Source organism: Arthrobacter sp. TmtSoilC48 (assembly GCF_059739425.1).
Genome location: NZ_AP046049.1, coordinates 4,869,057 through 4,892,415, shown reverse-complemented (window position 1 = coordinate 4,892,415; position 23,359 = coordinate 4,869,057). Strand labels below are relative to the sequence as shown.

Here is a 23,359-nt window from a genome sequence, read left to right as displayed (position 1 = left end):
AAACCTGCAGGACCAAGCCCGTCAGGGGCAGCAGATCCTGGCGCAGTGCCCAGCCCACTACTTTGTCCACGGCGTTGTGGCGGCCCACGTCCTCCCGCAAACAGAGGAGTTCGGGGCTGGCGCCGTCCACCCTGAAGAGCCCGGCGGCGTGGACTCCACCGGTCCTGTCGAACACCGCCTGGGCTTCCCGGAGGCGTTCGGGCAGTTCGGCCAGGATATCAACGGGAACCCGCAGCGGGTCCTGGGAGGGATCGAAATGAAGGGTCTTGCGGACGGCTTCGATGGAGTCCGTTCCACAGATGCCGCACGAGCTGGAGGTGTAGACGTGCCGCATGGTGTCGGGCATCTGCACGTCGGAGCGAAGCTGGGCCTCCACAACGTTGAAGGTTTGCGTTCCGTCCTTCTCGCCGGCACAAAAACGCAGGGAGATCAGCTCGGACTGGCTGCGGATGATGCCCTCGGACACCAGGAATCCGGCTACGAGGTCAAAGTCGTCTCCTGGAGTCCTCATGGTCACGGCGAAGGAGCGGCCGCCGATCCTGATTTCCAGGGGCTCCTCGGCGGCGAGGACGTCTTCCTTGAACCGCACCGGATATTCGGTACCTGTCCCGTCCAGATGGAAGCGGTGTATCTTCCGGCGCTGTGTCATCCGTGCCATGGTGCGTACCTTCCTGACAGGTTGGGGAAATCGGTGGTTGCTTGCGCCTGTGACCAGCCGCTTGACCAGCCGCTTGACCAGGCGCTGGTCCAGGGCAGCGGCATGACAGGGACGGGTTCGCCTGCTTCAACTCCGCCAGGGGGAACGGCCATGAAACCGTCGGCCCAAGCCAGCCCGCGCATCATGCCGGGACCCGTGTGGGAAGCAGGAAAAGCGAGCCCGTGGACGAAGGTGCAGGGGATGAGTTGTGTCCGGCCAGGACCCGGATCGACGTCCGCCGCGGACGTGAGGTGGCCAGGTGTCCGGAAAGGCCTGTTTTGGAGGGCAGCGAGCAGTGGTTCGCCGATGGTCATGAGGGCCATCATTGCGGCCAAGGGGTTGCCTGGGAGGCCGATGATGAAGCGGCCGTCAGGGAGTTCAGCCAATACTGCAGGATGACCGGGGCGCATAGCGACGCCGTCGAGCAGTAGGCGCCCACCGAGCGCGGCCACTGCGGCGCGGAAGTGGTCAGTTCCGGATTTGCCGGTGCCGCCGGTGGTGATCGTGACATCCGGGTGTCCGCCTCCGTGCGGAGAGTCAAGTGCGGACAGCCACTCTTCGTATGAGTCGCCGATCCGTTGCTGGCCGCCTGGAATTCCGCCCAGCTGGGAAATCACGGCGCCGAGTTGCGGGCCGAAGCTGTCGCGAACCTGCCCCGCTGCCGGCACACCCGAGGTCACCACCTCGGAGCCGGTAAGCACGACGGCGACCCGCGGCTTGCGTTGCACCTGCAGTTGGTCGTGGCCTGCTACGGCAGCAAGGGCAATGTGGGCTGGATTAAGGAGTGTGCCGGAGGGCACGAGGACGTCGCCGGCCCGGGCTTCTTCACCGGCTGGCCGTATATGCCGCCCAGGGAGCGTCTCGCCGGGTTTCGCGTCGGGTTTCAGTGCGAGCTGCAGCCCGTATCCGGCGTCGAAGGCGTGTCCGCTCTCCTTCCGAAGTACCGCCACGGCACCTTCCGGAACCAGGCCACCGGTGGCAATGACGCTGGCTTGTCCCGGTGACAGCGGCAGCCCCGGCGTCGTGATCTCCCACGGTCCTCCGCCATGAATGGCCCAGCCATCCATGGCAGAGGACGCGTAGTGCGGAAGGTCCTGGCACGCCGTCACATCAGTGGTCAGCACGTTTCCGATCGCGTCCGCCAGTGGTACAGACGCTGACGCAAGCGGAACAGCGCAATCGAAGGCCATCTGCCGGGCTTCGGACCACGTTGGGGCAGGCATCCGCTCGCAGGGCACGTGGGATGTTGGCGAAGTGCCGCAGAGAATTTCCTGCGCGAGCATGATGCCCCCTTCCTGGTGTTTGCGTACTAAGCCTTCACGTAGCCGTTCGGGTTCAGTACGAACTTTGTTGCCGCGCCGGCGTCGAACTCGGCGTAGCCGCGGGGAGCGTCCTCAAGGGGGATGGCTTGGGCATTGACTGCCTTGGCGATCTGGACCTTGTCGTGGAGGATGGCCATCATCAATTGGCGGTTGTACTTCATCACCGGGCACTGGCCCGTGGTGAAGGACAGGGACTTTGCCCAGCCGGTACCCAGTGAGAGCGAGAGGGAGCCGTGCTTGGCTGCTTCATCGATTCCGCCCGGATCGCCCGTGACGTAGAGGCCCGGGATACCCAGGGAGCCGCCGGCTGCGGTGATGTCCATAAGGGAGTTCAGCACGGTGGCGGGAGCCTCGTGCGAGGCGTCCCTTCCGTGGCCGCGGGCTTCGAAGCCAACCGCGTCTACGCCGCAATCCACTTCCGGCACTCCGAGGATCTGCGCGATCTGCTCCTTCGGGTCGCCGTTGGAGACGTTGACGGTTTCGCAGCCGAACGAGCGCGCCTGTGCCAGCCGGTCTTCGTTCATGTCGCCCACAATCACGACGGCGGCGCCAAGCAACTGCGCGCCGACGGCGGCAGCCAGACCCACAGGGCCGGCACCGGCGACGTACACCGTGGACCCTACGCCCACGCCGGCTGTAACGGCGCCGTGGAAGCCTGTGGGGAAGATGTCCGAGAGCATGGTCAGGTCCATGATCTTTTCCAGGGCCTGGTCGCGGTCCGGGAAGCGCAGCAGGTTCCAGTCGGCATAGGGAACCAGCACGTATTCGGCCTGTCCGCCTACCCAGCCGCCCATATCCACATAGCCGTAAGCGCTGCCCGGGCGGTCAGGGTTGACGTTGAGGCAGATCCCGGTCTTTTGCTCTTTGCAGTTCCGGCACCGGCCGCAGGAAATGTTGAACGGCACCGAGACGATGTCGCCCACCTTGATGAACTCGACGTCGGGACCTACCTCCACCACTTCGCCGGTGATTTCGTGGCCGAGGACCAGGTCCTGTGGGGCTGTGGTGCGGCCGCGGACCATGTGCTGGTCGGAACCGCAGATGTTGGTTGTCACCGTGCGGAGGATCGCGCCATGCGGTACCTTCCGGCCGACGTTGGCCGGGTTGACGCCCGGTCCGTCCTTGAGTTCGAACGTCGGGTAGTCAGTGTTGATGATTTCGACGACACCGGGTTCCTTGTAGGCGACTGCTCGGTTTCCAGACATGGACACTCCTTGGGCATGTGGTGATACGGAAAATGAATGCTGCCCAATTGCCCGAGAGCGGTGCTTCGATGAGGAAATACCTCCCCAGGTTTCAGGCCACCGAAGCACCATTCACGGGCAATTGGACAGTTTTTTCTTTGCTTACGGCCGGGCCGCGCCCTGAAGCTCTACTGCTGCTCCTGCGGACGCCACGGTGTGGTCGTTCTCTACCGTGCTGCCACTGACGCCGATCGCCCCGATTACAGTGCCGTCCTCCCCTCGCAGGGGGATGCCACCCGGGAACGTAATGAGTCCGCCGTTGGAGACCTCGATGTTGTACAACGGTCCCCCCGGCTGCGAAAGCTCGCCGATTGCGCCCGTGGGCATGTCGAAGTAGCGGGCGGTGCGTGCCTTCTTGATGGAGATGTCGATGCTGCCGAGCCAGGCCCTGTCCATGCGGGTGAAGGCCTTGAGGTTGCCGCCGGCGTCCACCACGGCGATGTTCATTGCTGTTTCGGTTCCGCGCGCGGCGTCGCGCGCCGCAGCTAGTACAGCATCTGCTTGGACTTGGGTGATATCAGACATTGTTTCTCCATTGATAGATGTCTTCATGAGGGCAAATTGCTCTTGGTGGGCGCGGGCTCCGGCGCCTGGTCTCCTAATATCTTTGATCCAATAGGAAAGATATATCAGTCACATACTATGGCATGTATCACACTGTGTCCAGACTCATTCAGGCCCGTTCGAGCCGGACGATGACGGACTTGGACGTCGGCGTCCCACTGGTATCGGCAACAGAGTCCAGCGGTACAAGGACGTTGGTTTCCGGGTAGTAGGCAGCGGCGCACCCCTTGGGAGTGGAGTACGAAACGATGCGGAAGTCTTCTGCGCGGCGTTCAGTTCCCTGGAATTCTGAAATCAGGTGGACCATCTCACCATCAGCAAACCCCAGCTCCGCGATATCGGACTCGTTGATGAGGACCACCCTCCGCCCACCATGGATGCCGCGGTAGCGGTCGTCCTTGCCGTAGATGGTGGTGTTGTACTGGTCGTGCGACCGCAGCGTTTGGAGCACCAGCCTGCCGGGCGGGACCTTGATGTATTCAAGCTCGTTGCCTGTGAAGTGTGCTTTGCCTGAAGCGGTATCGAACTTCCGGGCATCGCGCGGCGGGTGCGGCAGCACGAAGCCGCCCGGGTGCTGGATCCGCTCTTCGAAGTTCTCGAAGCCATCGAACACGGCCTCGATGTGTTTGCGGATCAGCGAGTAGTCATCACGCATCGACAGCCACGCGGCCTTGGGGGCGTTGGGCAGGCGCACGGTGCCATCGGTGAAGAGCCGGTGGGCAAGATTGCACACAATGGCAACTTCCGAGTGGAGGTGCTCGCTCGCAGGCTTGAGGCGTCCCCGGGATGCATGGACCGCGCTCATGGAGTCTTCCACGGTAACCCTCTGGTCACCGGTCCGCTGCGTGTCCTTCTCCGTGCGTCCGAGTGTTGGGAGAATCAAAGCCCGCTTGCCCGTGGACAGATGCGAATGGTTCAGCTTTGTGGAGATCTGGACGCTCAACCGTGTGTTGGCGAGCGCTTGTTCCGTAACGTCCGAGTCAGGGGCGGCACGAACAAAGTTTCCACCCATCCCCATGAAGAAGCGGACCTTTCCGTCTCTCATGGCGCGGATGGCGGCAACAGTGTCAAAGCCGTGCTCCCGTGGTGACAGGAACTCGAACTCGTTGTCCAGCCGGTCATGGAACTTTTCCGGCATCTTCTCGAAGATGCCCATGGTGCGGTCGCCCTGGACGTTTGAGTGGCCGCGCACTGGGCAAACTCCGGCGCCGGGCTTGCCGATGTTCCCCTGAAGCAGCAGGACGTTCACGACGTCGCGGAGGGTGGGTACCGAATGTTTGTGCTGGGTCAATCCCATCGCCCAGCACACGATGGTGGCGTTCGAGGCCAGGAGCCGTTCGCCTGTGGAGTGGATCTGCTCCAGGGTGAGGCCTGTTGCTTCCACGATGTCGTCCCACTCCACCTTTTCCAGGAAGCGCAGGTATTCGTCGATGCCCACGGTGTGGTCCTCGATGAACCTGTGGTCAAGGACGGTTTCCAGGCCCGGGGTTTTGCGGCCCGCGGCTTCGGCTTCCAGGAGGTATTTACCGAGGCCCTGGAAGAGGGCTTGATCGCCGCCGGCACGGATTTGGAGGAAGTCATCCGTCAGCTGGGTTCCCACCACCATGCCTGCTACGTGTTGGGGGTTTTCAAAGTGCAGGAGTCCGGCTTCGGGAAGTGGATTGACGGACACGATGACCGCGCCGTTCTTCTTGGCCTTCTCCAGGGCGCTGAGCATGCGCGGGTGGTTGGTGCCTGGGTTCTGCCCGGCTACGAAGATCAGCGAAGCCGTCTCCAAGTCGGTCAAGCTTACGGACCCCTTGCCGATTCCGATGGTTTCCACCAGCGCGGAGCCTGAGGACTCGTGGCACATGTTGGAGCAGTCCGGCAGGTTGTTGGTGCCAAGGCCGCGCACCAGGAGTTGGTAGACGAAGGCAGCCTCGTTGGAGGTTCGGCCGGATGTATAGAAGACTGCCTGATCGGGATGGTCCATGCCCCGGAGCTCCTCGGCCATGAGGTCATAGGCCTTGTCCCATTCGATGGGCGTGTAGTGGGTGGCGCCTTCATCGAGGAACATAGGGTGGGTCAGCCGGCCCTGCTGGCCCAGCCAGTAGTCATCGCGGGTCTTCAGTTCAGCAACGGAGTGCTGGGCAAAGAACTCTGGCGTGACACGGCGCCTGGTAGCTTCCTCGGCGACGGCCTTGGCCCCGTTCTCGCAGAACTCTGCCGCGTTGCGCTTCTCGTGTTCCGGCCAAGCGCAGCCCATGCAGTCGAATCCATCGATCTGGTTGACTGCCAGCAGCGTTTGTACGCTTCGCACCGGGCCCATTTGTTCCAGGGAGATCTTCAGTGCGTTGGCAACGGCTGGAATGCCGACAGCCTTTGTCTTGGGTTTGGTGACGGTCAGCTTTGACTCGTCGATGTTTTCACGGGGGGCTTTGGAAGCCATGCGATCTTCCCTTCAAATCTGGGTAGGCGGCTGAGGTCGTTGAAGCTGTAGACGTGGATGCCGGCAAACAGCGGATGGCCATCGAGGGCCTGATGAACTTCCCGGATCAGGCCGGAGCTGTCATAGCGCATGACGTCACCACCGCGCAGGAGTGCCTTGGCCATTCCTGTACCGCGGGCCAGCTTGAGTGAGCGTCCCACACCCAATCGCGCACCCATGGCCAGCAGCTTCTGCATGGACACCGGCCCGGGGACGCCCACCCAGACTGGAAGCCGGGATCCGGCCCGGTGCAACTCCTGCAGGTATGAGCTGATGGATTCCGCCGAAAAGCACATTTGCGTGACCATGGACGACGCCAGGGGTGACTTGCCGGCCAGGCTGCTCCGCAACTGTTCTGCGCTCAGTTGCGGGTGGCCTTCCGGGTAACCGGCGATGCCAAGGGAGAAATCTTCCGGGAAAGCCTTGATGTCCTCCATCAGCTGGCCGCTCCAGGAATACGGGCCGGCAGGTACGCTGCGGTCTCCGGCAATGAGGAAAAGTTCCCGGACGCCCTCGTCATGCAATTGATGAAGGAACAGGTGCAGCTCTGCCTGGCTGGCGATGCTCCGGGCTGCCAGATGCGGGATGACGTGGTAGCCCAGCCGGGCAAGTTCAATCGACGCAGCGACCGTCCTGGCCGGACCGTGATGCGGCAGGCAGGTCACGCTGATCATCCCCGGCGCCCCGTAGGCGGGAGGCAGTTGCCGGGCAAGGTCAGCGGAGGGACTAACCTCCAGGCGGATCGGCGTTTCCATGGCTATCCAGCGGTTCCAGAAACCAGGGCCGTCTTCTCCAGCAGCCGTGCTTGTGCCCGGGCAGCTTCAGTGGTGTGGAGGAGCAGCAACGCGGTGGTCACTGAGCCCACCCCGCCGGGTACCGGCGTCAGGGCAGCCGCCACACCAGTGACACTGGCCTCGTCCACGTCTCCCACCAGGGAACCGTCCGGAAGGACGTTCGTTCCGACGTCGATCACTACCGACGCCGGCGAAACGTGGCTGCCCGTCAGCAGCCCGGTCCGCCCTGCGGCTACAACCACGACGTCGGCGGGCCGGGTATAGCGCTCAAGCGCCCCTGATTTGGAGTGGCAGATGGTGACGGTGGCGTCCTTTTCGAGCAGCAGCAGGGACAGCGGCTTTCCCACCACAGCGGAACGCCCGACGACGGCGACGCTCCGTCCTGCGAGCGGAACCTGGAAATGCTCAAGCAGTTCCACCACGGCCTGTGCGGTTGCAGGGGCGAAGGCGGGCTGACCCACGGCCAGGCGGCCCAGGCTGAGCGGGTTGGCCCCGTCAATGTCCTTTTCCGGAGCGATCAGCCCCACGAGCGCGTCTGTTCGAACACCCGCGGGCAACGGCGTTTGAAGAATAATGCCGTTGACCGATTGCTCAGCGCTGAGGTCTTTCAACACGCTCGCCAGCACCTGTTCCGTGGCATCATGCCCAAGGTCCAGGATCCGGCAGCCTATTCCGGCGCGCTCCGCGGCGCGCTCAATGGAGCGGACGTACCAGTGCGTGGACTCGTCGTCCGTTGCCACCACCACGGCCAGTGAAGGGCGCTGGCCCTCATATTCAAGGAGGCGGGCCTCGTCCTGCGCACGCTGCTGGATGAGGGCGGCCAGTCCCTTTCCGGAAAGCACTTCAGTACTCACGCGAGGATCCTTTCGCGTACGCGCTTGACGAGGGAATCAGCTGCGAGGACCACTTTTTCCTCAAGGCCGTCGGTCTGTTCTGCCAAGCGCGAGCGGGCTTCGCCATCCTTGATGGCCACTACGTTGATGTCGATGTTGACGCGTGCGGTTGTGGCTGCGGCACGGGCAGCATCTGCTGCTGCCGCGACGTCGCTGATGACATTGGGGTTGGCCATGTCAAAGAGTTCCGTGGCGAGTTCCACCACCTCACCGGCCAGGTTGATCAGCTGGGCAGGTGTGTGTGCCGCCTGGACCAGGGCATCCTGGATGCCGGCAGCGCGCGCGGCCTTGAGTTCCCCGGTCCCGGACGGGAGTTTGTACGAATCAATTACTCGTTGGAAGGCGTGCTCATCGGCGTCTGCGAGGCGCAGCGCTTCAACAATTAAATGGTCCGCAGCGCTGGTGATGCGGGCAACGGGTTCTGCATGCTGCGCATACTTTTCACCCGTGGTGTACCTGGCCACCATGGCCACCAAGGCGGCGCCCTGGGCGGCGTGAAGGGCGGCGGCGGCACCTCCGCCGGGGGTGGGCTGCCGCGAAGCGAGCCTGGCAAGGTAGTCGTTGATGGTTTCTGAACTGATCATGTGTCTTCCTGGGCTGGTTGACGAAGTAAGGCCGGGCTGAAGTAGAACGGGTAAGACAGCGGCCCGGACCCCGTTGCGAGGGGATGAGTCCGGGCCGCTGGCCAACTGAAGCGTCCGCCAGGCCTTAGCCGCGGAGCCTGCTCATGGTGGGGTCGTACAGCGGGTCCTGGGTGACTGTCGCCTGGATGCGGCGTCCGAAGTATTCGATCTCCACGGAATCACCAATTGAAACGGCGGCAGGAAGGTAGGCGTAGGCAATTGGCTTCTTCACCGAGTAGCCGTAGGCGGCGCTGGTGACGTAACCAACTGCCTGGTCCTTGTAGAACACAGGTTCCTTGCCCAGCACAAGGCTACGGCCGTCGTCGACCGTCAAGCAGCGCAAGCGCCGTGCCGAGCTTTCCTCCGTGCGTCCCTCAAGGGCGGCCTTGCCGACGAAGTTCTCCTTGGCCATCTTTACGGCGAAGCCGAGGCCTGCTTCGAAGGGGTCGTGCTCCGTGGTCATGTCGCTGCCCCACGAGCGGTAGCCCTTTTCTAGGCGCAGTGCGCTAAAGGCGGCGCGTCCTGCGGCAATGACGCCGAACGGCTGGCCGGCCTTCCAGAGCGCATCCCACAGGCGCTGGCCGTTGTCCGCGCTGGTGTAAAGCTCCCAGCCCAGTTCACCAACGTAGGAAAGCCGCATGGCGGTAACGGTGACGCCGCCGATGGTGACCTGCTTGGAGCGGAAGTACTTCAGGCCGTCATTAGTGAAGTCGTCGCTGCTGGCGTTGCTCATGAGGTCGCGGGCCAGCGGACCCCACAGGCCGATGCAGCAAGTGCCACCGGTGGTGTCCCGAACCTGGACCCAATCGCCGGCGCTGCCGTTTTCAGTCTGGTGACGGGCAGCGCGCTCAAAGTAGGCGGTGTCAATGTTGCCATTGGCACCCAACTGGAACGTGTCCTCACTCAGGCGGGCCACGGTGATATCGCTTCGGATTCCACCGGCCTCATCCAGGAGCAGCGTGTAGGTCACAGCGCCCGGCTTCTTGGCCAGATCACCCGTGGTCAGTTCCTGCAGCAACTTCAGGGCGCCCGGGCCGCTGACTTCAAGGCGCTTCAGGGGAGTCATGTCATACATGGCAACTGCGGTACGGGTCTTCCACGCCTCGGCTGCGGCGATGGGGGAGCTGAACATCCCGGACCAGGCGTCGCGGGCAGGCGGCTGCCACTCGTCAGGCATTTCCTTCAAAAGTTCAGCGTTGGCCTCGAACCAGTACGGGCGCTCCCATCCGCCACCCTCAAGGAAGTAGCCACCCAACTGCTTGTGGCGGGCGTGGAACGGGCTGACGCGAAGGTTGCGGGGGGAGAGCTTGGGCTGGAGCGGGTGCAGGACATCGTAGATTTCCACGAAGTTCTGCTGCGAAGTTTCGCTGACGTATTCAGGCGTCAGCTGGACCTCTTCGAAGCGGTGGATGTCGCAGTCTCCAAGGTCGATCTGCGACTTGCCGTCAACCAGTACCTCGGCAACGGCGCGGGCGATGCCGGCAGAGTGGGTCACCCACACGGCTTCGGCGACGAAGAAGCCATCGAGCTCCTTGGATTCGCCCACCAGGGAACCGCCGTCAGGAGTGAAGGAGAAGATGCCGTTGAAGCCATCCTCGATCTCACTTTCGCGCAGTGCCGGCAGGATCTGCTTGGTTGCTTCCCACGCGGGGAGGAAGTCCTCAAGGGTGAAGTCAAGGCGCGAAGGCATGTTGTGTTCGCTGATGCTGCTGGGCTCGTAGCTGCCCAGCTCGTCAAGATCCACAGGCATGGGGCGGTGTGCGTAGGAGCCGATTCCGTAGCGCTCGCCGTGCTCGCGGTAATAGAGATCCTGGTCCTGGTGGCGGAGGATGGGCAGCTGGGCGCCGTTGGGTAGTTCGTTCTTACCCTTCTGGGCCGGAACCGGCGTCGTTTTTACATATTGGTGGGCCAGCGGGAGGAGCGGTACGGACATACCGATCATCTCGCCGATTTTCGCACCCCAGAAGCCGGCGCAGGAAACCACAATGTCGGCGGGGATGACGCCATCGGCGGTCTGGACGCCCGTGACGCGTCGGCCGGACTGCTCAATTCCCGTGACTTCGGTGTTGCCGAGGTACTTGACTCCGGCAGCTTCGGTCCGCTTGATCAGCAGCTGGACCGCGCGGGCGGCCAAGGCCAGGCCGTCGGTGGGAACGTGAAGGCCGCCAAGGATGTCTTCCTCGTTGATCAGGGGGTAGAGCTCCTTGCATTCCTCGCGGGAGAGGATCTTGCCGTCGATGCCCCACGACTGTGCGTAACCGAGCTTGCGCTTCAGGTCAGCCAGGCGGGTCTCTGTAGTCGCGACTTCCAGGCCTCCCACCTGGTTGAAGCAGCTCTGGCCGTCTTCGGTGAGTGAGAGCAGCTTTTCCACCGTGTACTTGGCGAACAGTGCCATGGACTTGGAAGGGTTCGTCTGGAAGACCAGGCCCGGTGCGTGGGACGTGGACCCTCCGGGCATGTTCAGCGGCCCCTGGTCCAGGACGGTGATGTTGTTCCAACCGCGGGTGACCAGTTCGTCGGCGAGGTTGGTGCCGACAATCCCAGCGCCGATGATGACAATGCGAGGCGTCGATGTCATGAAAGTTTCTCCTGCTGAAGTTCGTGTGTGTGGACGGTGGGGAGGGTGTCTTACCGGAAGACGACTGTGCTGGTCTGGTCCAGCAGCACGCGGTGTTCGCAGTGCCAGCGGACAGCCCTGGACAGTGCCAGTGCTTCAGCATCCTGGCCCACCGTTGAGAGCGCGTTGGGGCCGTAGCTGTGGTCCACGCGGATGACTTCCTGCTCGATGATCGGGCCCTCGTCGAGGTCTGCCGTGACATAGTGCGCGGTTGCTCCAACAAGCTTCACGCCACGATCATAGGCCTGGTGGTAGGGGCGGGCGCCCTTGAATCCAGGCAGGAACGAGTGGTGGATATTGATGGCCCGGCCCTCGAGGGAGCGGCACAGGTTATCGGAGAGTACCTGCATGTAGCGGGCAAGCACCACCAGGTCAGCCTTGTACTCATCCACGAGTTCCAGGAGCTTCTGCTCCGCCTCGGCCTTGGTGTCCGGCGTAACCGGGATGTGGATGAAGGGCAGTCCGGCTGCCTCGGCCATGGCGCGGTGGGTCTCGTGGTTGGAAACAACAGCTACGAGGTCTCCGCCCAGGCTGCCGCCGCGCCAGCGGAAGATGAGATCGTTAAGGCAGTGTCCAAACTTGGACACCATGACCAGCACGCGCTTCTTGGTCTGGTCATGGAAGCTGAATTTCATGTCGAAGCGGTCAGCGATTGCACTGAACTCTTCCTCAAGCCGGTCCGCCGAGTATTCGGGGGAGCCGGAAAAGGCGGTGCGAAGGTGCAGCGTCTGGCGGATGCCGTCGTCGAACTGCTGGTGTTCGTCAATGTTGAAGCCGCGCTCAAACAGGAAGGTTGTGACCGCCTGCACGATTCCGGCGCGCTCGACGCACGACAATGTGAGTACGAACTTCTGAGCCTGCTCGTCATTGAGCGCTGCTGGCTGGGGCAGGATGCTGGTTGGTGAGTCTGTCGCCACGAGGGTCATGTCTCCTCCTTTAGATATATTCTTGAGTCCCGTACTGATATATTAGGATTGGGAATCAGCGTATACTGGTCTCAAGGACAGGTCAATAGGTTTTCGGGAACTGCGGAAAGGGCTGGCACAGTGGCATTTGGAACTCTGGCAATCTCGGACGATACCAGCAGGAAATCCTTGGCCGACGTCGCGTATGAGCGTTTGCGCGACCGGCTCCTGATGCTGGACATCAAGCCCGGGGATCTCCTCAATGATGACCAGTTGGCGAAGGACCTCGGGATTGGGCGCACTCCCGTGCGCGAAGCCTTGAAGCGGTTGGAACTGGACCGTCTGGTGGTCACTTATCCGCGCCGGGGCACCTTTGCCACCCGAGTGGACGTGACTGACCTGGCCTTTATTTCAGAGATCCGCACCCAACTGGAGCCACTGGCCGCAGCACGCGCGGCGCGCGTGGCTTCTGCGGCTACGCGGCAGCATCTGCGGGACGTCATGAAGGCCGTGGAGGACTTCGATGTTGCCGGCGCCTCCGTAGTGGAGACCCTGCGCCTGGATGCCAGCGTCCACCAGGGCATTTACGCGGCCGCGGCGAATCCACATCTCGAGGATGTCCTGATCCGCTATGACAACCTGGCCACCCGAATTTGGTGCATGGTTCTGGATCGGCTACCGGACCTTGAGCATCACGTGCGCGAACACCTGGACCTCCTGCGCGCGGTCATCGATGGTGATGAGGAGAAGGCCGCAGAGCTTGCAAAGGCGCACGTCACGGGCTTTGAGCACGCCGTCCGCACGGCACTTTTCGCAGCATAGGAATTTGCCTGGCGCGATCCGGGATTGACTCCCGGCTTCGGCGATTGCATACTGAACTCTAACTAATATATCACCCGGATATCAGGTGTTCTCCTGGCTCTTGGCCGGGCGTGCAGTTCCGGGAGCTTGTGATGAATCGCAGGCTTCAGTCCCTTGGAGTATCACGTGACCTTTACACCACGCCCGTTCGAACACATCACGCTCACTGGCTCGGGCCGCGTCAAGCGGGGCATGGCGGAGATGCTCAAGGGCGGCGTCATCATGGACGTCGTTAACGTCGAGCAGGCCCGTATCGCCGAGGACGCCGGTGCCGTCGCCGTCATGGCGCTCGAGCGCGTACCCGCCGACATCCGCGCCCAGGGTGGCGTGTCCCGCATGTCCGATCCCGACATGATCGATCAGATCATCGCCGCCGTGTCCATCCCGGTCATGGCCAAGGCCCGCATCGGCCACTTCGTCGAGGCCCAGGTCCTGCAGTCCCTTGGCGTGGACTACATCGACGAGTCCGAGGTCCTGACCCCGGCGGACTACATCAACCACATCGACAAGTGGAACTTCACCGTTCCCTTCGTCTGTGGTGCCACGAACCTTGGTGAGGCGCTGCGCCGCATCAACGAGGGCGCGGCGATGATCCGTTCCAAGGGCGAAGCCGGCACCGGGGATGTTTCCAACGCCACCGGGCACATGCGCAAGATCCGTTCCGAGATCGCCAAGCTCGCAGCCCTTCCTGAGGACGAGCTGTATGTCGCGGCCAAGGAACTGCAGGCCCCGTACGAGCTGGTCAAGGAAGTGGCTGCCACGGGCAAGCTCCCGGTGGTGCTGTTCACCGCTGGTGGCATCGCGACCCCGGCCGACGCTGCCATGATGATGCAGCTCGGCGCCGACGGTGTGTTCGTTGGCTCCGGCATTTTCAAGTCCGGCAACCCTGCCGAGCGCGCTGCCGCCGTCGTGAAGGCCACCGCCTACTACGACGATCCCGATGTGATTGCCAAAGTCTCCCGCGGCCTGGGCGAAGCCATGGTTGGCATCAACGTCGACGAAATCCCGCAGCCCCACCGCCTGGCAGAACGCGGCTGGTGACGTGCGATGTTGGGGGCGAAACCGGACAGGACAATCACCGGGCGCGGCCTGCGCAAGGACTGGGCACAGTTAACAGGCCATACTGTGGAGGTCTGGCTCTCGGACGACCTTGTCATGACAGGCGTGGTTGAGCAGGCGTCCGACGACGACTCCGTCCTTTGGATCGCAGCTGCCGGGGCATCTACAAGGAGGCTGTTCGATAAGTCAACCGGTTATCAGGTGTGGGTGTGATGATTGTCGTCCGTGCCTGATCCAAACTACTGCCCGTTCTCCGCGACCCGAGAAAGGAACCGATCGTGGTTCACAAAGTAAAAGCTGTCATCGCCAAGGAAAAGAACGCTCCCGTCACGTTGGAGACCATCCTGGTGCCGGATCCAGGGCCGGGTGAGGCGTTGGTGGATATCCTCACCTGCGGTGTGTGCCACACCGATCTGCACTACCAGCAGGGTGGCATCTCGGACGATTTCCCGTTCCTTCTGGGCCACGAGGCCACAGGCGTGGTCAGCGCGGTCGGCCCGGATGTCATGGATGTTGCCCCCGGAGACAGGGTCATCCTGAACTGGCGTGCGGTGTGCGGTCAATGTCGTGCCTGCGCCAAGGGCCAGCCGCAGTACTGCTTCAACACCCACAACGCTACGCAGAAGATGACGCTGGAGGACGGCACTGAGCTTTCGCCCGCACTGGGAATCGGCGCCTTCGCCGAGAAGACCCTCGTGGCTGCGGGTCAATGCACCAAGGTAGATGATTCGGTGGATCCCGCCGCAGTGGGTCTGCTGGGATGCGGCGTGATGGCCGGCATCGGTGCGGCCATCAATACCGGTGAGGTCAAGCGTGGTGAGTCCGTGGCCGTCATCGGGTGCGGCGGCGTAGGCATTGCCGCGATCGCCGGCGCCAAGTTGGCTGGTGCCACCACCATCATTGCCGTGGATATCGATGCCAACAAGGTGGACATGGCCAAGTCCCTGGGAGCCACCCACGGAGTGAACTCCAGCATCGAGGATCCGGTAGAAGCTATCCGGGCCCTGACGGGAGGCAACGGCGCAGACCTGGTGATTGACGCCGTCGGACGTCCCGAGACGTACAAGCAGGCTTTCTATGCCCGTGACCTCGCAGGCCGCGTTGTTTTGGTCGGCGTTCCTTCGCCCACCGCCACGCTGGAGTTGCCGCTGCTGGATGTCTTCGGCCGCGGCGGTTCCTTGAAGTCCTCCTGGTACGGCGACTGCCTGCCTTCGCGCGACTTCCCGATGCTGGTGGAGCACTACAAGCAAGGCAACCTGAACCTGGACGCCTTCGTGACCGAACGCATCACGATCGACCAGGTGGAGGAAGCCTTCGCCCGGATGCAGGAGGGCAAAGTCCTTCGCTCCGTAGTGGAAATCGAACCGGCGGTGGCGCTCTGATGGCCGTCACCGTAGAGAACCGCGTCACTTCCGGAACGTTTTCGCTCGACGGCGGCACCTGGGACGTGGACAACAACGTCTGGATTGTGGGGGATGAGCAGGAATGCGTCATCATCGATGCCCCGCACGATGCCCAGGCCATCATCGAGCAGGTGCAGGGCCGCAAAGTCCTGGCCATCCTGCTGACCCACGCCCACAACGACCATATTGGGGCCGTGCGGGAGGTCGCTGACGCCGTTCAAGCGCCCATCTACCTGCATCCCGAGGATCTGGTGTTGTGGGAGCAGGTCTATCCGGACACCACGCCGGACAAGTACCTCAGCGACGGCGACGTTTTCACGGTCGCTGGAGCTGAATTGCGGGCCATCCACACGCCCGGCCACTCTCCCGGGTCCACGTGCTTCCTGCTGGAGGAACAGGACACGGTCTTCACCGGAGACACCCTGTTTAACGGTGGTCCGGGCGCAACCGGGCGGTCTTACAGCGATTACCCCACCATCCTGGCATCCATCCGGGAACGGCTCCTGACCCTGCCCGCCCACACGGTAGTGCGTACCGGGCATGGGGACAACACCACCATCGGAGCCGAGCGCGGGACGCTGGCCCTCCTAAAGCAGGACTAAGCGGCCGACTACCGGAGTCCCGCACTGTGCGCCAAAGCGATGGCCTCAGTGCGGGACCGGACGTCGAGCTTCCGGAAGAGATTCCGGATATGAAATTTCACAGTATTTTCGCTGACATTGAGTTCAGCGGCGATGGCCCGGTTACGTTGGCCGGCCGCCAGTAATTGCAGGACTTCCAACTCCCTCGCCGCAAGGCCCCAAGCCGCGACATCCCCTGCCGGAGCTGATGGTGCATCCAACGGCAACACAACCGAGATGTCGGCTCCCCAGCCCTGCATGACGTCCAGGCTCATCCTGCCGTTAACGGCTTGCACGCGTTGGCGCAGGCGTTCGATATTGGGAGCCTCGGGGGATAGCTCGCCCCTGCCATCGTCACGGACGTTGATGAGCAGGTTCTCGCCGTCGCAGTCCCACTGTGCCCGGACACGATGCACGTCAGGTTGCTCGGCGATAGCCAGGACCAGGCCTCGAACCACGGCGCGGGCGGCGTGGGCTACTTCCCCCGGCAACGCCCTGCCGTTCGCAGGCGGTTCGATGAACTGGATATCGATGTTGCTGAAGTGCATCAGCGGCCGGAGGTCATCGCGAAGCCTTTCGAACGCCGTGCTGACCGGCTCCTCCACAAGATCGCTGGTGCGGTCGTTCAACGTCCGCAGGCTGATCAGGGCCTTGACGGTCATGTCTGTGACGGCTGTTCGGGCCGCGTGGTCGTCCATGGAGTTGGACCTCAACGCCGCGAGCACGGTTTCCAATGTGGTGGAGTGTTGATCCACCAGCTCGGCAGTTACGCGGATCCGCTCCGCTGATGCGGCGCGGGATTCCAGAAGGTACGACGGCGGCGCGTCAGAGACCTTCTCCTGGATACGGGCCGCAGTGAGCCGCCAAAGGTAGGAGAGGACACGCCCGGCATCTTCTGCCTGGCCTTCCAGAGGATCCGTGAGGACCAGGAGGGCGTTGCTGGGCGCATAGCCCAAGGCCAAAACCTCCCGCTCTTTCCCGGCAACAACAGCCTTGCCCCGCCAGGGGCCACCGCCTGGAATCACGGCCCTTACACGGTCCAGTTCCGGGATGGAAACCCTGCTGACAATGCTTTCCTCGCCCGCCTTCTTTTGCGGCCGGCCCGTGCAGTCCTCGGTAAAGATCACCAGTGCGCTGCATTTGATGAAGGGTGAAAGGGCGCCACGCAGGGTCTCTGCAATACGCATCAGGGGTGCTTGCGCGATATCTGCGATGGCGTCCAGAAGTTGCCACGGAAGGGATCCGCTATCCGGGCGGCGTTTGGTCTCTGCCAGCTGGGTCATGGATGCAGCCTAAACGAAGAGGAGCCACGTTAACTACCCAAAAGGGTGGTATGAACTGCTCGTTTTCGGCGTTCCCCCTACCCGAACTGCCCGGAAGACTTGTCTATAGGCCCGAAAGGCTTGAGCACCTATCCACGAAGGAGTGAATGTGAACGTCACCGCAGAAACAGCAACTGCCACGAGCGCGGACGTAGCCGGCAATGTATCCCTGATCCTGGGCGAAGTCGCTGACACTACCTCCGGCATTGACTACGCCCAGTTGGCCCATCTTGCGGACAGGATCAAGGGTGCCGGACGTGTGTTCCTTGCAGGAGCAGGGCGCAGCGGCCTGGTCCTCAGGATGGCGGCCATGAGGCTGATGCACCTCGGCCTGACGGTCCATGTCGCCGGCGACACCACCACGCCAGCCATCAGTTCCGGAGATCTCCTGGTGGTCGCATCCGGTTCAGGTACGACGTCCGGTGTGGTAAAAGCCGCCCAGACCGCACTTGAAGCAGGTGCACAGGTTGCAGCCATCACCACCAATGCAGACTCGCCCTTGGCCGGGCTGGCCGACGCTTTGGTGATTATCCCGGCGGCCCAAAAGACGGACCACGGTTCAAACATTTCGCGCCAGTACTCCGGCAGCCTTTTCGAGCAGGCGCTGTTCCTCGCCACGGAGTCGGTTTTCCAGACCCTCTGGGACGCCGCCGACGAACCCGCTGAACAGCTCTGGCTGCGTCACGCCAACCTCGAGTAAGCCCAACTAAGTAGCAGCAGAGGCCGTTATGAACGCTCAAAAGGGGCTCTGCTGCTACCTACTTGGGACCGCACCAACTCAACACAACCCACAAAGAAAGTAAGAACACTATGAAACTCCAAGTCGCACTTGACCTCCTCACCACCGAGGCAGCCCTGGACCTGGCCGGCAAAGTCGCCGAGCACGTTGACATCATCGAACTGGGCACGCCGCTGATCAAGGCGGAGGGTCTCTCCGCAGTGACCGCGATCAAGGAAGCACACCCCACCAAGATCGTCTTCGCCGACATGAAGACCATGGACGCTGGAGAACTCGAAGCCGACATCGCCTTCAAGGCCGGCGCCGACCTCGTCTCAGTGCTCGGAACGGCAGACGACTCCACCATTGCAGGCGCCGTCAAGGCAGCCCAGACGCACAACAAGGGCATCGTGGTTGACCTGATCGGCGTTGCCGACAAGGTCACCCGTGCGAAGGAAGCCCGCGCTCTCGGGGCCAAGTTCATCGAATTCCACGCTGGCCTGGACGAGCAAGCCCAGCCTGGCTTCGATCTTCGCGGACTCCTTAACGCCGGTGAAGAAGCCCGTGTACCGTTCTCGGTTGCAGGCGGCGTCAACCTCTCCACCATCCAGGCCGTGCAGTTGGCCGGTGCCGACGTAGCCGTGGCCGGTAGCGCCATCTACAGCGCCCTAGATCCGGAACTGGCCGCCAAGGAACTCAAAGCAGCCATCCAGTAAGGCCTGTTGCCCACTCACTGAACCCGCTTGAAGCCGCCCGGGAAGTACCCTTTGAAAGGGACTTTCCGGGCGGCTCGCTTTTTGGGGCCCCACATTTCCGGCCCTCAGTTTGGTCGGACCTCAGGTTTCCGGGCTCCGTAGGTGCGCCTGTTCCAGTAGCTCCGTGAGCCACGGCCGCTGCGCATGGCGGAATGTCAAGCCCTCCGGCAGGCCTTGGACCGTGGGCTTCGAGCCGACAATGTCGATGGTGATGCGGTCACTTCCCATGGGGGCGTTTCCGATGTGGAGGTCTCCGAAGGACGGCGGCAAAACAGGATCCAGCCAGACGCCGCCCAACGATATGTGGGCGTCGTAGCGCATGAGGCCCATCACCAGCTGAATGGGCGTTGTGGCAGCCCATGCCTGGGGTGAGCAGGCGGTTGGATACGGAACCGGTTCGCTGAATTGTTTCCGGTCGAATCCGCAGAAGAGTTCCGGGAGCCGGCCGCCTGAATACTCGGCGGCTTCCAGCAAGGCTGTGGCAATCCGTTGTGCTTCCTCCACAAATCCGTACCGCAGCAGTCCTTGGACAATCAGCGCATTGTCGTGCGGCCAGACTGAGCCGTTGTGGTAACTGGCCGGGTTGTAGGCGCCCATGTTGCTTGCCAACGTCCGGATTCCCCAACCACTGAACATCTCCGGGGACATCAGGTGCTCCACAACAGAGGGGGCCTTGTCCTCATCCATCAAGCCAAACCACATGGTGTGGCCCATGTTGGAGGCGCATGCGTCCACAGGCCGCTTGTCGCGGTCCAATGCGACGGCATAATAGCCCTTGTCCGGAAGCCAAAACTCTTCGTTGAACCTCTGCTTGAGGCGATCAGCGCGTTCCTGAAGTTCGGCAGCCAAGGTGAGGTCGCCGGCGTCGTACGCCATCCAGGCCCGGGACGTATAGGCGCCGTGCACGTACGCCTGGACTTCGCATAGCGCCAGGGGCGGTTCAGCGAGGGTGCCATCGGCAAAGTTGATGCCGTCCCAGGAGTCCTTCCATCCTTGGTTGATGAGCCCGTGCTCGTTGGGCCGCGCGTACTCCACGAAGCCATCGCCGTCCCGGTCGCCGTAATCACGGATCCACTCAAGGGCGCGGTCGGCGTTCGGCAGGAGGGCGGCGATAGTGTCCTTGGAGAATCCCCAGCGGCTGACCGATCCCAGGACAACCACGAAGAGTGGGGTTGCATCAACGCTGCCGTAGTACGCGGACTTTCCGCCGAGAGCGAGGCCGCTGGAGACGTCGAGCCTCACCTCGTGGAGGATCTTGCCCGGTTCTTCCTCACTGACCGGATCCACCACCGTTCCTTGGCGGTCGGCCAACGTTCGCAGCGTGCCCAAGGCCAGTGACGGGTCCACCGGCAGGGCCATTTCCGAAGCCCACAGCGAGTCGCGGCCAAACAGCGTCATGAACCACGGCGCGCCGGCAGCAACCACCACCCTGTCCGGATGTTCCGGGTCCTGGATCCGGAGGGCGCCCAGGTCCTCATAGCTGCGGCGGAGCGTGCTCTCGATGGAGTGGTTGCTGATCTGCAAGGCAGGGATCCTGGCTACCCACTCCTGCCTGCGCCTGTCGCTGGGGGAGAGCTCACCCTGGGCTGGATGGGTAAACGGCACCGGCGTGCCGGCTCCATCAACGGTGGGCACCACGCTCACGCGGGTACTCCAGCTCCCAAAAGGGGGAATTTTCGCGGTGAAGCCCAACGCCTTTGCTCCGGCACCCGCACCTTCAGCCTGGATGACGACGCTTTTTCGGAAACCCTCCCATTTGCCACGAATTTCCAGTGAATTGCCTTCAGGAAGACGGGTCTCGGTCCAGTGGCGGGTAATCCTGGCCTCCTTCACCTCAAAAAGGTCCGCGAAGTCAGATTCGACCGTCAGCAGGATCCGGCAGTCCGCCGCTTTGGTGGAGTAGTTCCGGACTGTGATCTTCTCCAGGATTCCGGCCCCGACCTCGCGCAGCCGCTCCACCAGCAGCGGACTGTCCGCGTATCCGTCGGAACGGGGCACCCGGGAGGCAAAGAGCGCCCGGTAAGGTTCCTTGGTCTCCGCGGCCAGTGGCTCAAGTGGTTGTCCGTTGACCGTCAATTCCCACTTGGAGAGGATCCGGGTGTCCAGGTGGAACACACCCTGCGGTAGCTCAGGGCGGATGTCTCCGTTGGCGGCAGAAATGCAGAAGGACGAGCCTTCCACCAGCGTGACCGTGCCGGAACCAAGGGGCCCGGCGGCAGTATCGGCATTCCATCCAGCCACGTCTGTGCCTCCAATCAGCGGAACAGTCAATCAGCCACAATGCCCACGCAAACCGTTGCCTGGCTCGCCCGAGGGGCCGGTGTGCAGCCGCATGTGTGCACGTATCCGAAGCTACGCCGATGCGGCGGTGGGCACCAGAGGGTTGAAGGTTCGTTTGACGGTGTCGCCGCAGAGAATGCATCCAGAGTTAACCTACTTTCCGGTACAGGCGAACCCCAGGAGGACTATAGTGGGTGAACAGGACATTCGCTGATGCAGCCCGGCGGCCCGTTTTTACTTCCGCCACCGGAGGCCCCGCAATGACCGACACCCAAATCAGTAGTTTCCTCAGTGACTGTGTGGTGTTTGACGACGACACCGAGCAGGGTCTGGATTTCGACACCCTCTACGGCCTCTACATCAGTTGGTGCGTCCTCGGACGCAAAGTGCCCATTCCCGATTCCGCTTTCAGGACCGCCCTTGAACTTGAAGGATTGCGCGCCAGGAAGAATCATGGCCAGCGCATCTACCCCGGCCTGAACATGGTGGGTCCCGCAGCCAGGGACTACGTGATGAACAGTGTCCCCGTCTGGACTGAAACCGACACCAGCGCCCCCGAATTCAGTCAAATAAATGAGGACTCGGTTCCCTCATTGAGGTAACCCCCTGAGTTCCGGGTTTGTTGTTCAGCTGATGCCCTTAGGATGCCTTCCCAGGGGCATCAGCTGTATGCCGATTCGGAAGAGGGTAGTAATTTGAGGCCGTCCATCGTCTGGTTCCGCGACGACCTGAGGGTCAGGGACAACCCCGCCTTGCGTGCCGCCGTCGATGATGGCGCGGCGGTGGCACTCTACGTCCTGGACGAAGAATCGCCCGGCATCCGGCCGCACGGCGGTGCCGCACGCTGGTGGCTCCACCACTCGTTGGCCGCGCTGAAGGACGATCTCGCGGCGCTCGGAATACCGCTGTTGTTGCGTCGGGGACCGGCTGCCGCGGTTGTTCAGGAGATCACGACGGCGGTCGGCGCCGGCGCGCTGTTCTGGAACCGCCGGTACGGCCCCGCTGAGGGGGTGGTCGACGCCGGGATCAAGACGTGGGCTCGTGAGGCCGGCATGCATGTGGAGAGTTTTCAGGCGTCCCTGCTTCATGAGCCGTGGGAAGTCACCACCAATACCGGCGGGCAGTACAAGGTTTTCACTCCTTTTTGGCGGACCGTTTCAGCGCAGGACTTCCGCGACCCGTTGGCTGCGCCGGCCTCCGGCCACGGCTACGCGGGCCAACTGCCAGGCTGTGATTCGTTGGAATCATGGCACCTGTTGCCCACCAACCCTGACTGGTCCACAGGGTTGGGGGAGGCATGGACGCCGGGATCAGCTGCCGGACACCGGCGGCTCAAGGAATTCGTGACGGACGGACTCACAAATTACAGCGAAGGCCGTAATCGCCCGGACGTCGATGGCAGCAGTTGTCTTTCGCCATACCTGCGTTGGGGTGAGCTCAGCCCGTTCGAGGTGTGGCATGCCCTGGCTTCCAATAGCTCGGAAAGCAGGGGTATTTTCGCCTCCGAACTCGGCTGGCGTGAGTTCTGTTGGCACCAGTACTTCCATAACCCGGACCTGGCCACAGCGAACCTTCGCAAAGAGTTCGACCACTTCCCGTGGGCTTGGCCGGATGGCGATGGCTCCCGCCCCGCGAATGCTCAAGAAGGTCACGAGTCTGCAGCAGAGGAGCTTCGCGCCTGGCAGCAGGGCCGCACGGGTTTCCCCTTGGTGGACGCCGGGCAGCGGCAACTCTGGCAGACAGGGTGGATGCACAACCGGGTGAGGATGGTCGCTGCCAGCTTCCTGGTGAAGAACCTGGGCATTCATTGGCAACTCGGCGAGCAGTGGTTCTGGGACACCTTGGTGGACGCTGACCCGGCATCCAACCCTGCGAACTGGCAGTGGGTGGCGGGCTCAGGGGCGGACGCTTCGCCGTTTTTCAGGATCTTCAATCCGCAGGCCCAACGCACCAAATTCGATCCCCAGGGTAAGTACATAGCCCGCTGGATCGAGGAGTTCGGCACACCGGATTACCCGGAGGAAATCGTGGATCTCAAGACCACCCGGCAGGATGCGCTGGATGCCTACAAGGGACTCAAAGAGGTGCACTAGCTACTGAGCGCTGTTGGACAGGGTCCGAAAACCCCCCTCTGGAAATTAGTAGGAAGTCCGAGTATATTCGGTTCAGAGATGACCTGGCTCACAGTCGCTGAGGCGTTCCTGCCGATTACTGG

At 62.6% G+C, this 23,359-nt stretch carries 21 protein-coding genes; 9 read left to right on the top strand and 12 right to left on the bottom strand.

All coding sequences use genetic code 11. The features are described 5' to 3' along the window. The 10 genes from AC6I97_RS22455 to purU form a co-directional block, all read right to left on the bottom strand. On the bottom strand, window positions 1-658 hold a 658-nt coding region (locus AC6I97_RS22455; RefSeq protein WP_497946852.1), incomplete at its 3' end, for a formate dehydrogenase accessory sulfurtransferase FdhD. After that, a complete protein-coding gene (locus AC6I97_RS22450; RefSeq protein ID WP_497946847.1) occupies window positions 646-1,980 on the bottom strand; it encodes a molybdopterin molybdotransferase MoeA in 1,335 nt (444 codons plus the stop codon). The genes AC6I97_RS22450 and AC6I97_RS22455, both read right to left, overlap by 13 nt. Before the next feature lie 26 nt (window positions 1,981-2,006). Next, window positions 2,007-3,224: a formaldehyde dehydrogenase, glutathione-independent gene (gene fdhA / locus AC6I97_RS22445; protein ID WP_224095036.1), complete on the bottom strand. Its 1,218-nt coding sequence runs from the start codon at window positions 3,222-3,224 to the stop codon at window positions 2,007-2,009. Between the two features lie 141 nt (window positions 3,225-3,365). Further along, a complete protein-coding gene (locus tag AC6I97_RS22440; RefSeq protein WP_497946842.1) occupies window positions 3,366-3,788 on the bottom strand; it encodes a GlcG/HbpS family heme-binding protein in 423 nt (140 codons plus the stop codon). A gap of 148 nt (window positions 3,789-3,936) precedes the next feature. Beyond that, entirely contained in the window at window positions 3,937-6,255 is a 2,319-nt protein-coding gene (locus AC6I97_RS22435) for an FdhF/YdeP family oxidoreductase (RefSeq protein WP_497946841.1), read from the bottom strand. After that, window positions 6,210-7,049, bottom strand: a complete 840-nt coding sequence (locus AC6I97_RS22430) for a methylenetetrahydrofolate reductase (RefSeq protein WP_497946836.1) — start codon at window positions 7,047-7,049, stop codon at window positions 6,210-6,212. Before AC6I97_RS22430 ends, AC6I97_RS22435 begins: the two co-directional genes overlap by 46 nt. 2 nt (window positions 7,050-7,051) lie before the next feature. Continuing rightward, the gene (locus tag AC6I97_RS22425; protein WP_497946835.1) at window positions 7,052-7,942 is read right to left on the bottom strand and encodes a bifunctional 5,10-methylenetetrahydrofolate dehydrogenase/5,10-methenyltetrahydrofolate cyclohydrolase; all 891 of its coding nucleotides are present in this window, start codon (window positions 7,940-7,942) and stop codon (window positions 7,052-7,054) included. Next, entirely contained in the window at window positions 7,939-8,565 is a 627-nt protein-coding gene (locus AC6I97_RS22420) for a cyclodeaminase/cyclohydrolase family protein (RefSeq protein ID WP_224095043.1), read from the bottom strand. The genes AC6I97_RS22425 and AC6I97_RS22420 overlap by 4 nt, the downstream gene beginning before the upstream one ends. 124 nt (window positions 8,566-8,689) lie before the next feature. After that, window positions 8,690-11,182: a GcvT family protein gene (locus AC6I97_RS22415; RefSeq protein ID WP_224095045.1), complete on the bottom strand. Its 2,493-nt coding sequence runs from the start codon at window positions 11,180-11,182 to the stop codon at window positions 8,690-8,692. Window positions 11,183-11,232: 50 nt separating this feature from the next. After that, window positions 11,233-12,147 (bottom strand): formyltetrahydrofolate deformylase, encoded by a 915-nt coding sequence (gene purU / locus AC6I97_RS22410; RefSeq protein WP_224095047.1) that lies wholly within the window; start codon window positions 12,145-12,147, stop codon window positions 11,233-11,235. Between the two features lie 120 nt (window positions 12,148-12,267). On the opposite strand from purU, the gene AC6I97_RS22405 reads away from it, so the two are divergent. The 5 genes from AC6I97_RS22405 (at window position 12,268) to AC6I97_RS22385 (ending at window position 16,051) form a co-directional block, all read left to right on the top strand. Next, a complete protein-coding gene (locus AC6I97_RS22405; RefSeq protein WP_224095049.1) occupies window positions 12,268-12,948 on the top strand; it encodes a GntR family transcriptional regulator in 681 nt (226 codons plus the stop codon). A 165-nt stretch (window positions 12,949-13,113) separates the two neighbouring features. Then, window positions 13,114-14,028 (top strand): pyridoxal 5'-phosphate synthase lyase subunit PdxS, encoded by a 915-nt coding sequence (pdxS, locus tag AC6I97_RS22400; protein WP_309929518.1) that lies wholly within the window; start codon window positions 13,114-13,116, stop codon window positions 14,026-14,028. 6 nt (window positions 14,029-14,034) lie between these two features. Further along, entirely contained in the window at window positions 14,035-14,259 is a 225-nt protein-coding gene (locus AC6I97_RS22395; RefSeq protein ID WP_216922220.1) for a hypothetical protein, read from the top strand. A gap of 65 nt (window positions 14,260-14,324) precedes the next feature. Then, entirely contained in the window at window positions 14,325-15,428 is a 1,104-nt protein-coding gene (locus AC6I97_RS22390) for an S-(hydroxymethyl)mycothiol dehydrogenase (RefSeq protein WP_224166191.1), read from the top strand. Further along, complete coding sequence (locus AC6I97_RS22385; RefSeq protein ID WP_224166192.1) at window positions 15,428-16,051, top strand: MBL fold metallo-hydrolase; 624 nt, start codon at window positions 15,428-15,430, stop codon at window positions 16,049-16,051. Before AC6I97_RS22390 ends, AC6I97_RS22385 begins: the two co-directional genes overlap by 1 nt. Before the next feature lie 8 nt (window positions 16,052-16,059). Here the strand turns inward: AC6I97_RS22385 and AC6I97_RS22380 are convergent, their stop codons facing one another. Continuing rightward, window positions 16,060-17,352, bottom strand: coding sequence for a helix-turn-helix transcriptional regulator (locus AC6I97_RS22380; RefSeq protein ID WP_497946834.1), 1,293 nt, complete (start codon window positions 17,350-17,352; stop codon window positions 16,060-16,062). 148 nt (window positions 17,353-17,500) lie between these two features. Here AC6I97_RS22380 and hxlB point away from each other — a divergent pair, with 148 nt between their 5' ends. Further along, complete coding sequence (hxlB, locus tag AC6I97_RS22375; RefSeq protein WP_224095052.1) at window positions 17,501-18,091, top strand: 6-phospho-3-hexuloisomerase; 591 nt, start codon at window positions 17,501-17,503, stop codon at window positions 18,089-18,091. Window positions 18,092-18,201: 110 nt separating this feature from the next. Then, complete coding sequence (gene hxlA, locus AC6I97_RS22370; protein WP_224095053.1) at window positions 18,202-18,825, top strand: 3-hexulose-6-phosphate synthase; 624 nt, start codon at window positions 18,202-18,204, stop codon at window positions 18,823-18,825. Window positions 18,826-18,945: 120 nt separating this feature from the next. Here hxlA and AC6I97_RS22365 read toward each other — a convergent pair whose 3' ends face one another. Beyond that, a complete protein-coding gene (locus tag AC6I97_RS22365) occupies window positions 18,946-21,105 on the bottom strand; it encodes an amylo-alpha-1,6-glucosidase (protein WP_497946833.1) in 2,160 nt (719 codons plus the stop codon). Window positions 21,106-21,404: 299 nt separating this feature from the next. On the opposite strand from AC6I97_RS22365, the gene AC6I97_RS22360 reads away from it, so the two are divergent. Together AC6I97_RS22360 and AC6I97_RS22355 are read left to right on the top strand one after the other, a co-directional pair. Further along, window positions 21,405-21,746, top strand: a complete 342-nt coding sequence (locus AC6I97_RS22360) for a hypothetical protein (RefSeq protein ID WP_497946832.1) — start codon at window positions 21,405-21,407, stop codon at window positions 21,744-21,746. A 93-nt stretch (window positions 21,747-21,839) separates the two neighbouring features. Further along, the gene (locus AC6I97_RS22355) at window positions 21,840-23,237 is read left to right on the top strand and encodes a cryptochrome/photolyase family protein (RefSeq protein ID WP_497946831.1); all 1,398 of its coding nucleotides are present in this window, start codon (window positions 21,840-21,842) and stop codon (window positions 23,235-23,237) included. Window positions 23,238-23,359: the final 122 nt, after the last annotated feature.

Coding starts and splice junctions, on each gene's coding strand:
- AC6I97_RS22450 (WP_497946847.1), bottom strand. CDS start 1,980: ATGCTCGCGCAGGAAATTCTCTGCGGCACTTCGCCAACATCCCACGTG.
- fdhA (WP_224095036.1), bottom strand. CDS start 3,224: ATGTCTGGAAACCGAGCAGTCGCCTACAAGGAACCCGGTGTCGTCGAA.
- AC6I97_RS22440 (WP_497946842.1), bottom strand. CDS start 3,788: ATGTCTGATATCACCCAAGTCCAAGCAGATGCTGTACTAGCTGCGGCG.
- AC6I97_RS22435 (WP_497946841.1), bottom strand. CDS start 6,255: ATGGCTTCCAAAGCCCCCCGTGAAAACATCGACGAGTCAAAGCTGACC.
- AC6I97_RS22430 (WP_497946836.1), bottom strand. CDS start 7,049: ATGGAAACGCCGATCCGCCTGGAGGTTAGTCCCTCCGCTGACCTTGCC.
- AC6I97_RS22420 (WP_224095043.1), bottom strand. CDS start 8,565: ATGATCAGTTCAGAAACCATCAACGACTACCTTGCCAGGCTCGCTTCG.
- AC6I97_RS22415 (WP_224095045.1), bottom strand. CDS start 11,182: ATGACATCGACGCCTCGCATTGTCATCATCGGCGCTGGGATTGTCGGC.
- purU (WP_224095047.1), bottom strand. CDS start 12,147: ATGACCCTCGTGGCGACAGACTCACCAACCAGCATCCTGCCCCAGCCA.
- AC6I97_RS22395 (WP_216922220.1), top strand. CDS start 14,035: ATGTTGGGGGCGAAACCGGACAGGACAATCACCGGGCGCGGCCTGCGC.
- AC6I97_RS22385 (WP_224166192.1), top strand. CDS start 15,428: ATGGCCGTCACCGTAGAGAACCGCGTCACTTCCGGAACGTTTTCGCTC.
- AC6I97_RS22380 (WP_497946834.1), bottom strand. CDS start 17,352: ATGACCCAGCTGGCAGAGACCAAACGCCGCCCGGATAGCGGATCCCTT.
- hxlA (WP_224095053.1), top strand. CDS start 18,202: ATGAAACTCCAAGTCGCACTTGACCTCCTCACCACCGAGGCAGCCCTG.
- AC6I97_RS22360 (WP_497946832.1), top strand. CDS start 21,405: ATGACCGACACCCAAATCAGTAGTTTCCTCAGTGACTGTGTGGTGTTT.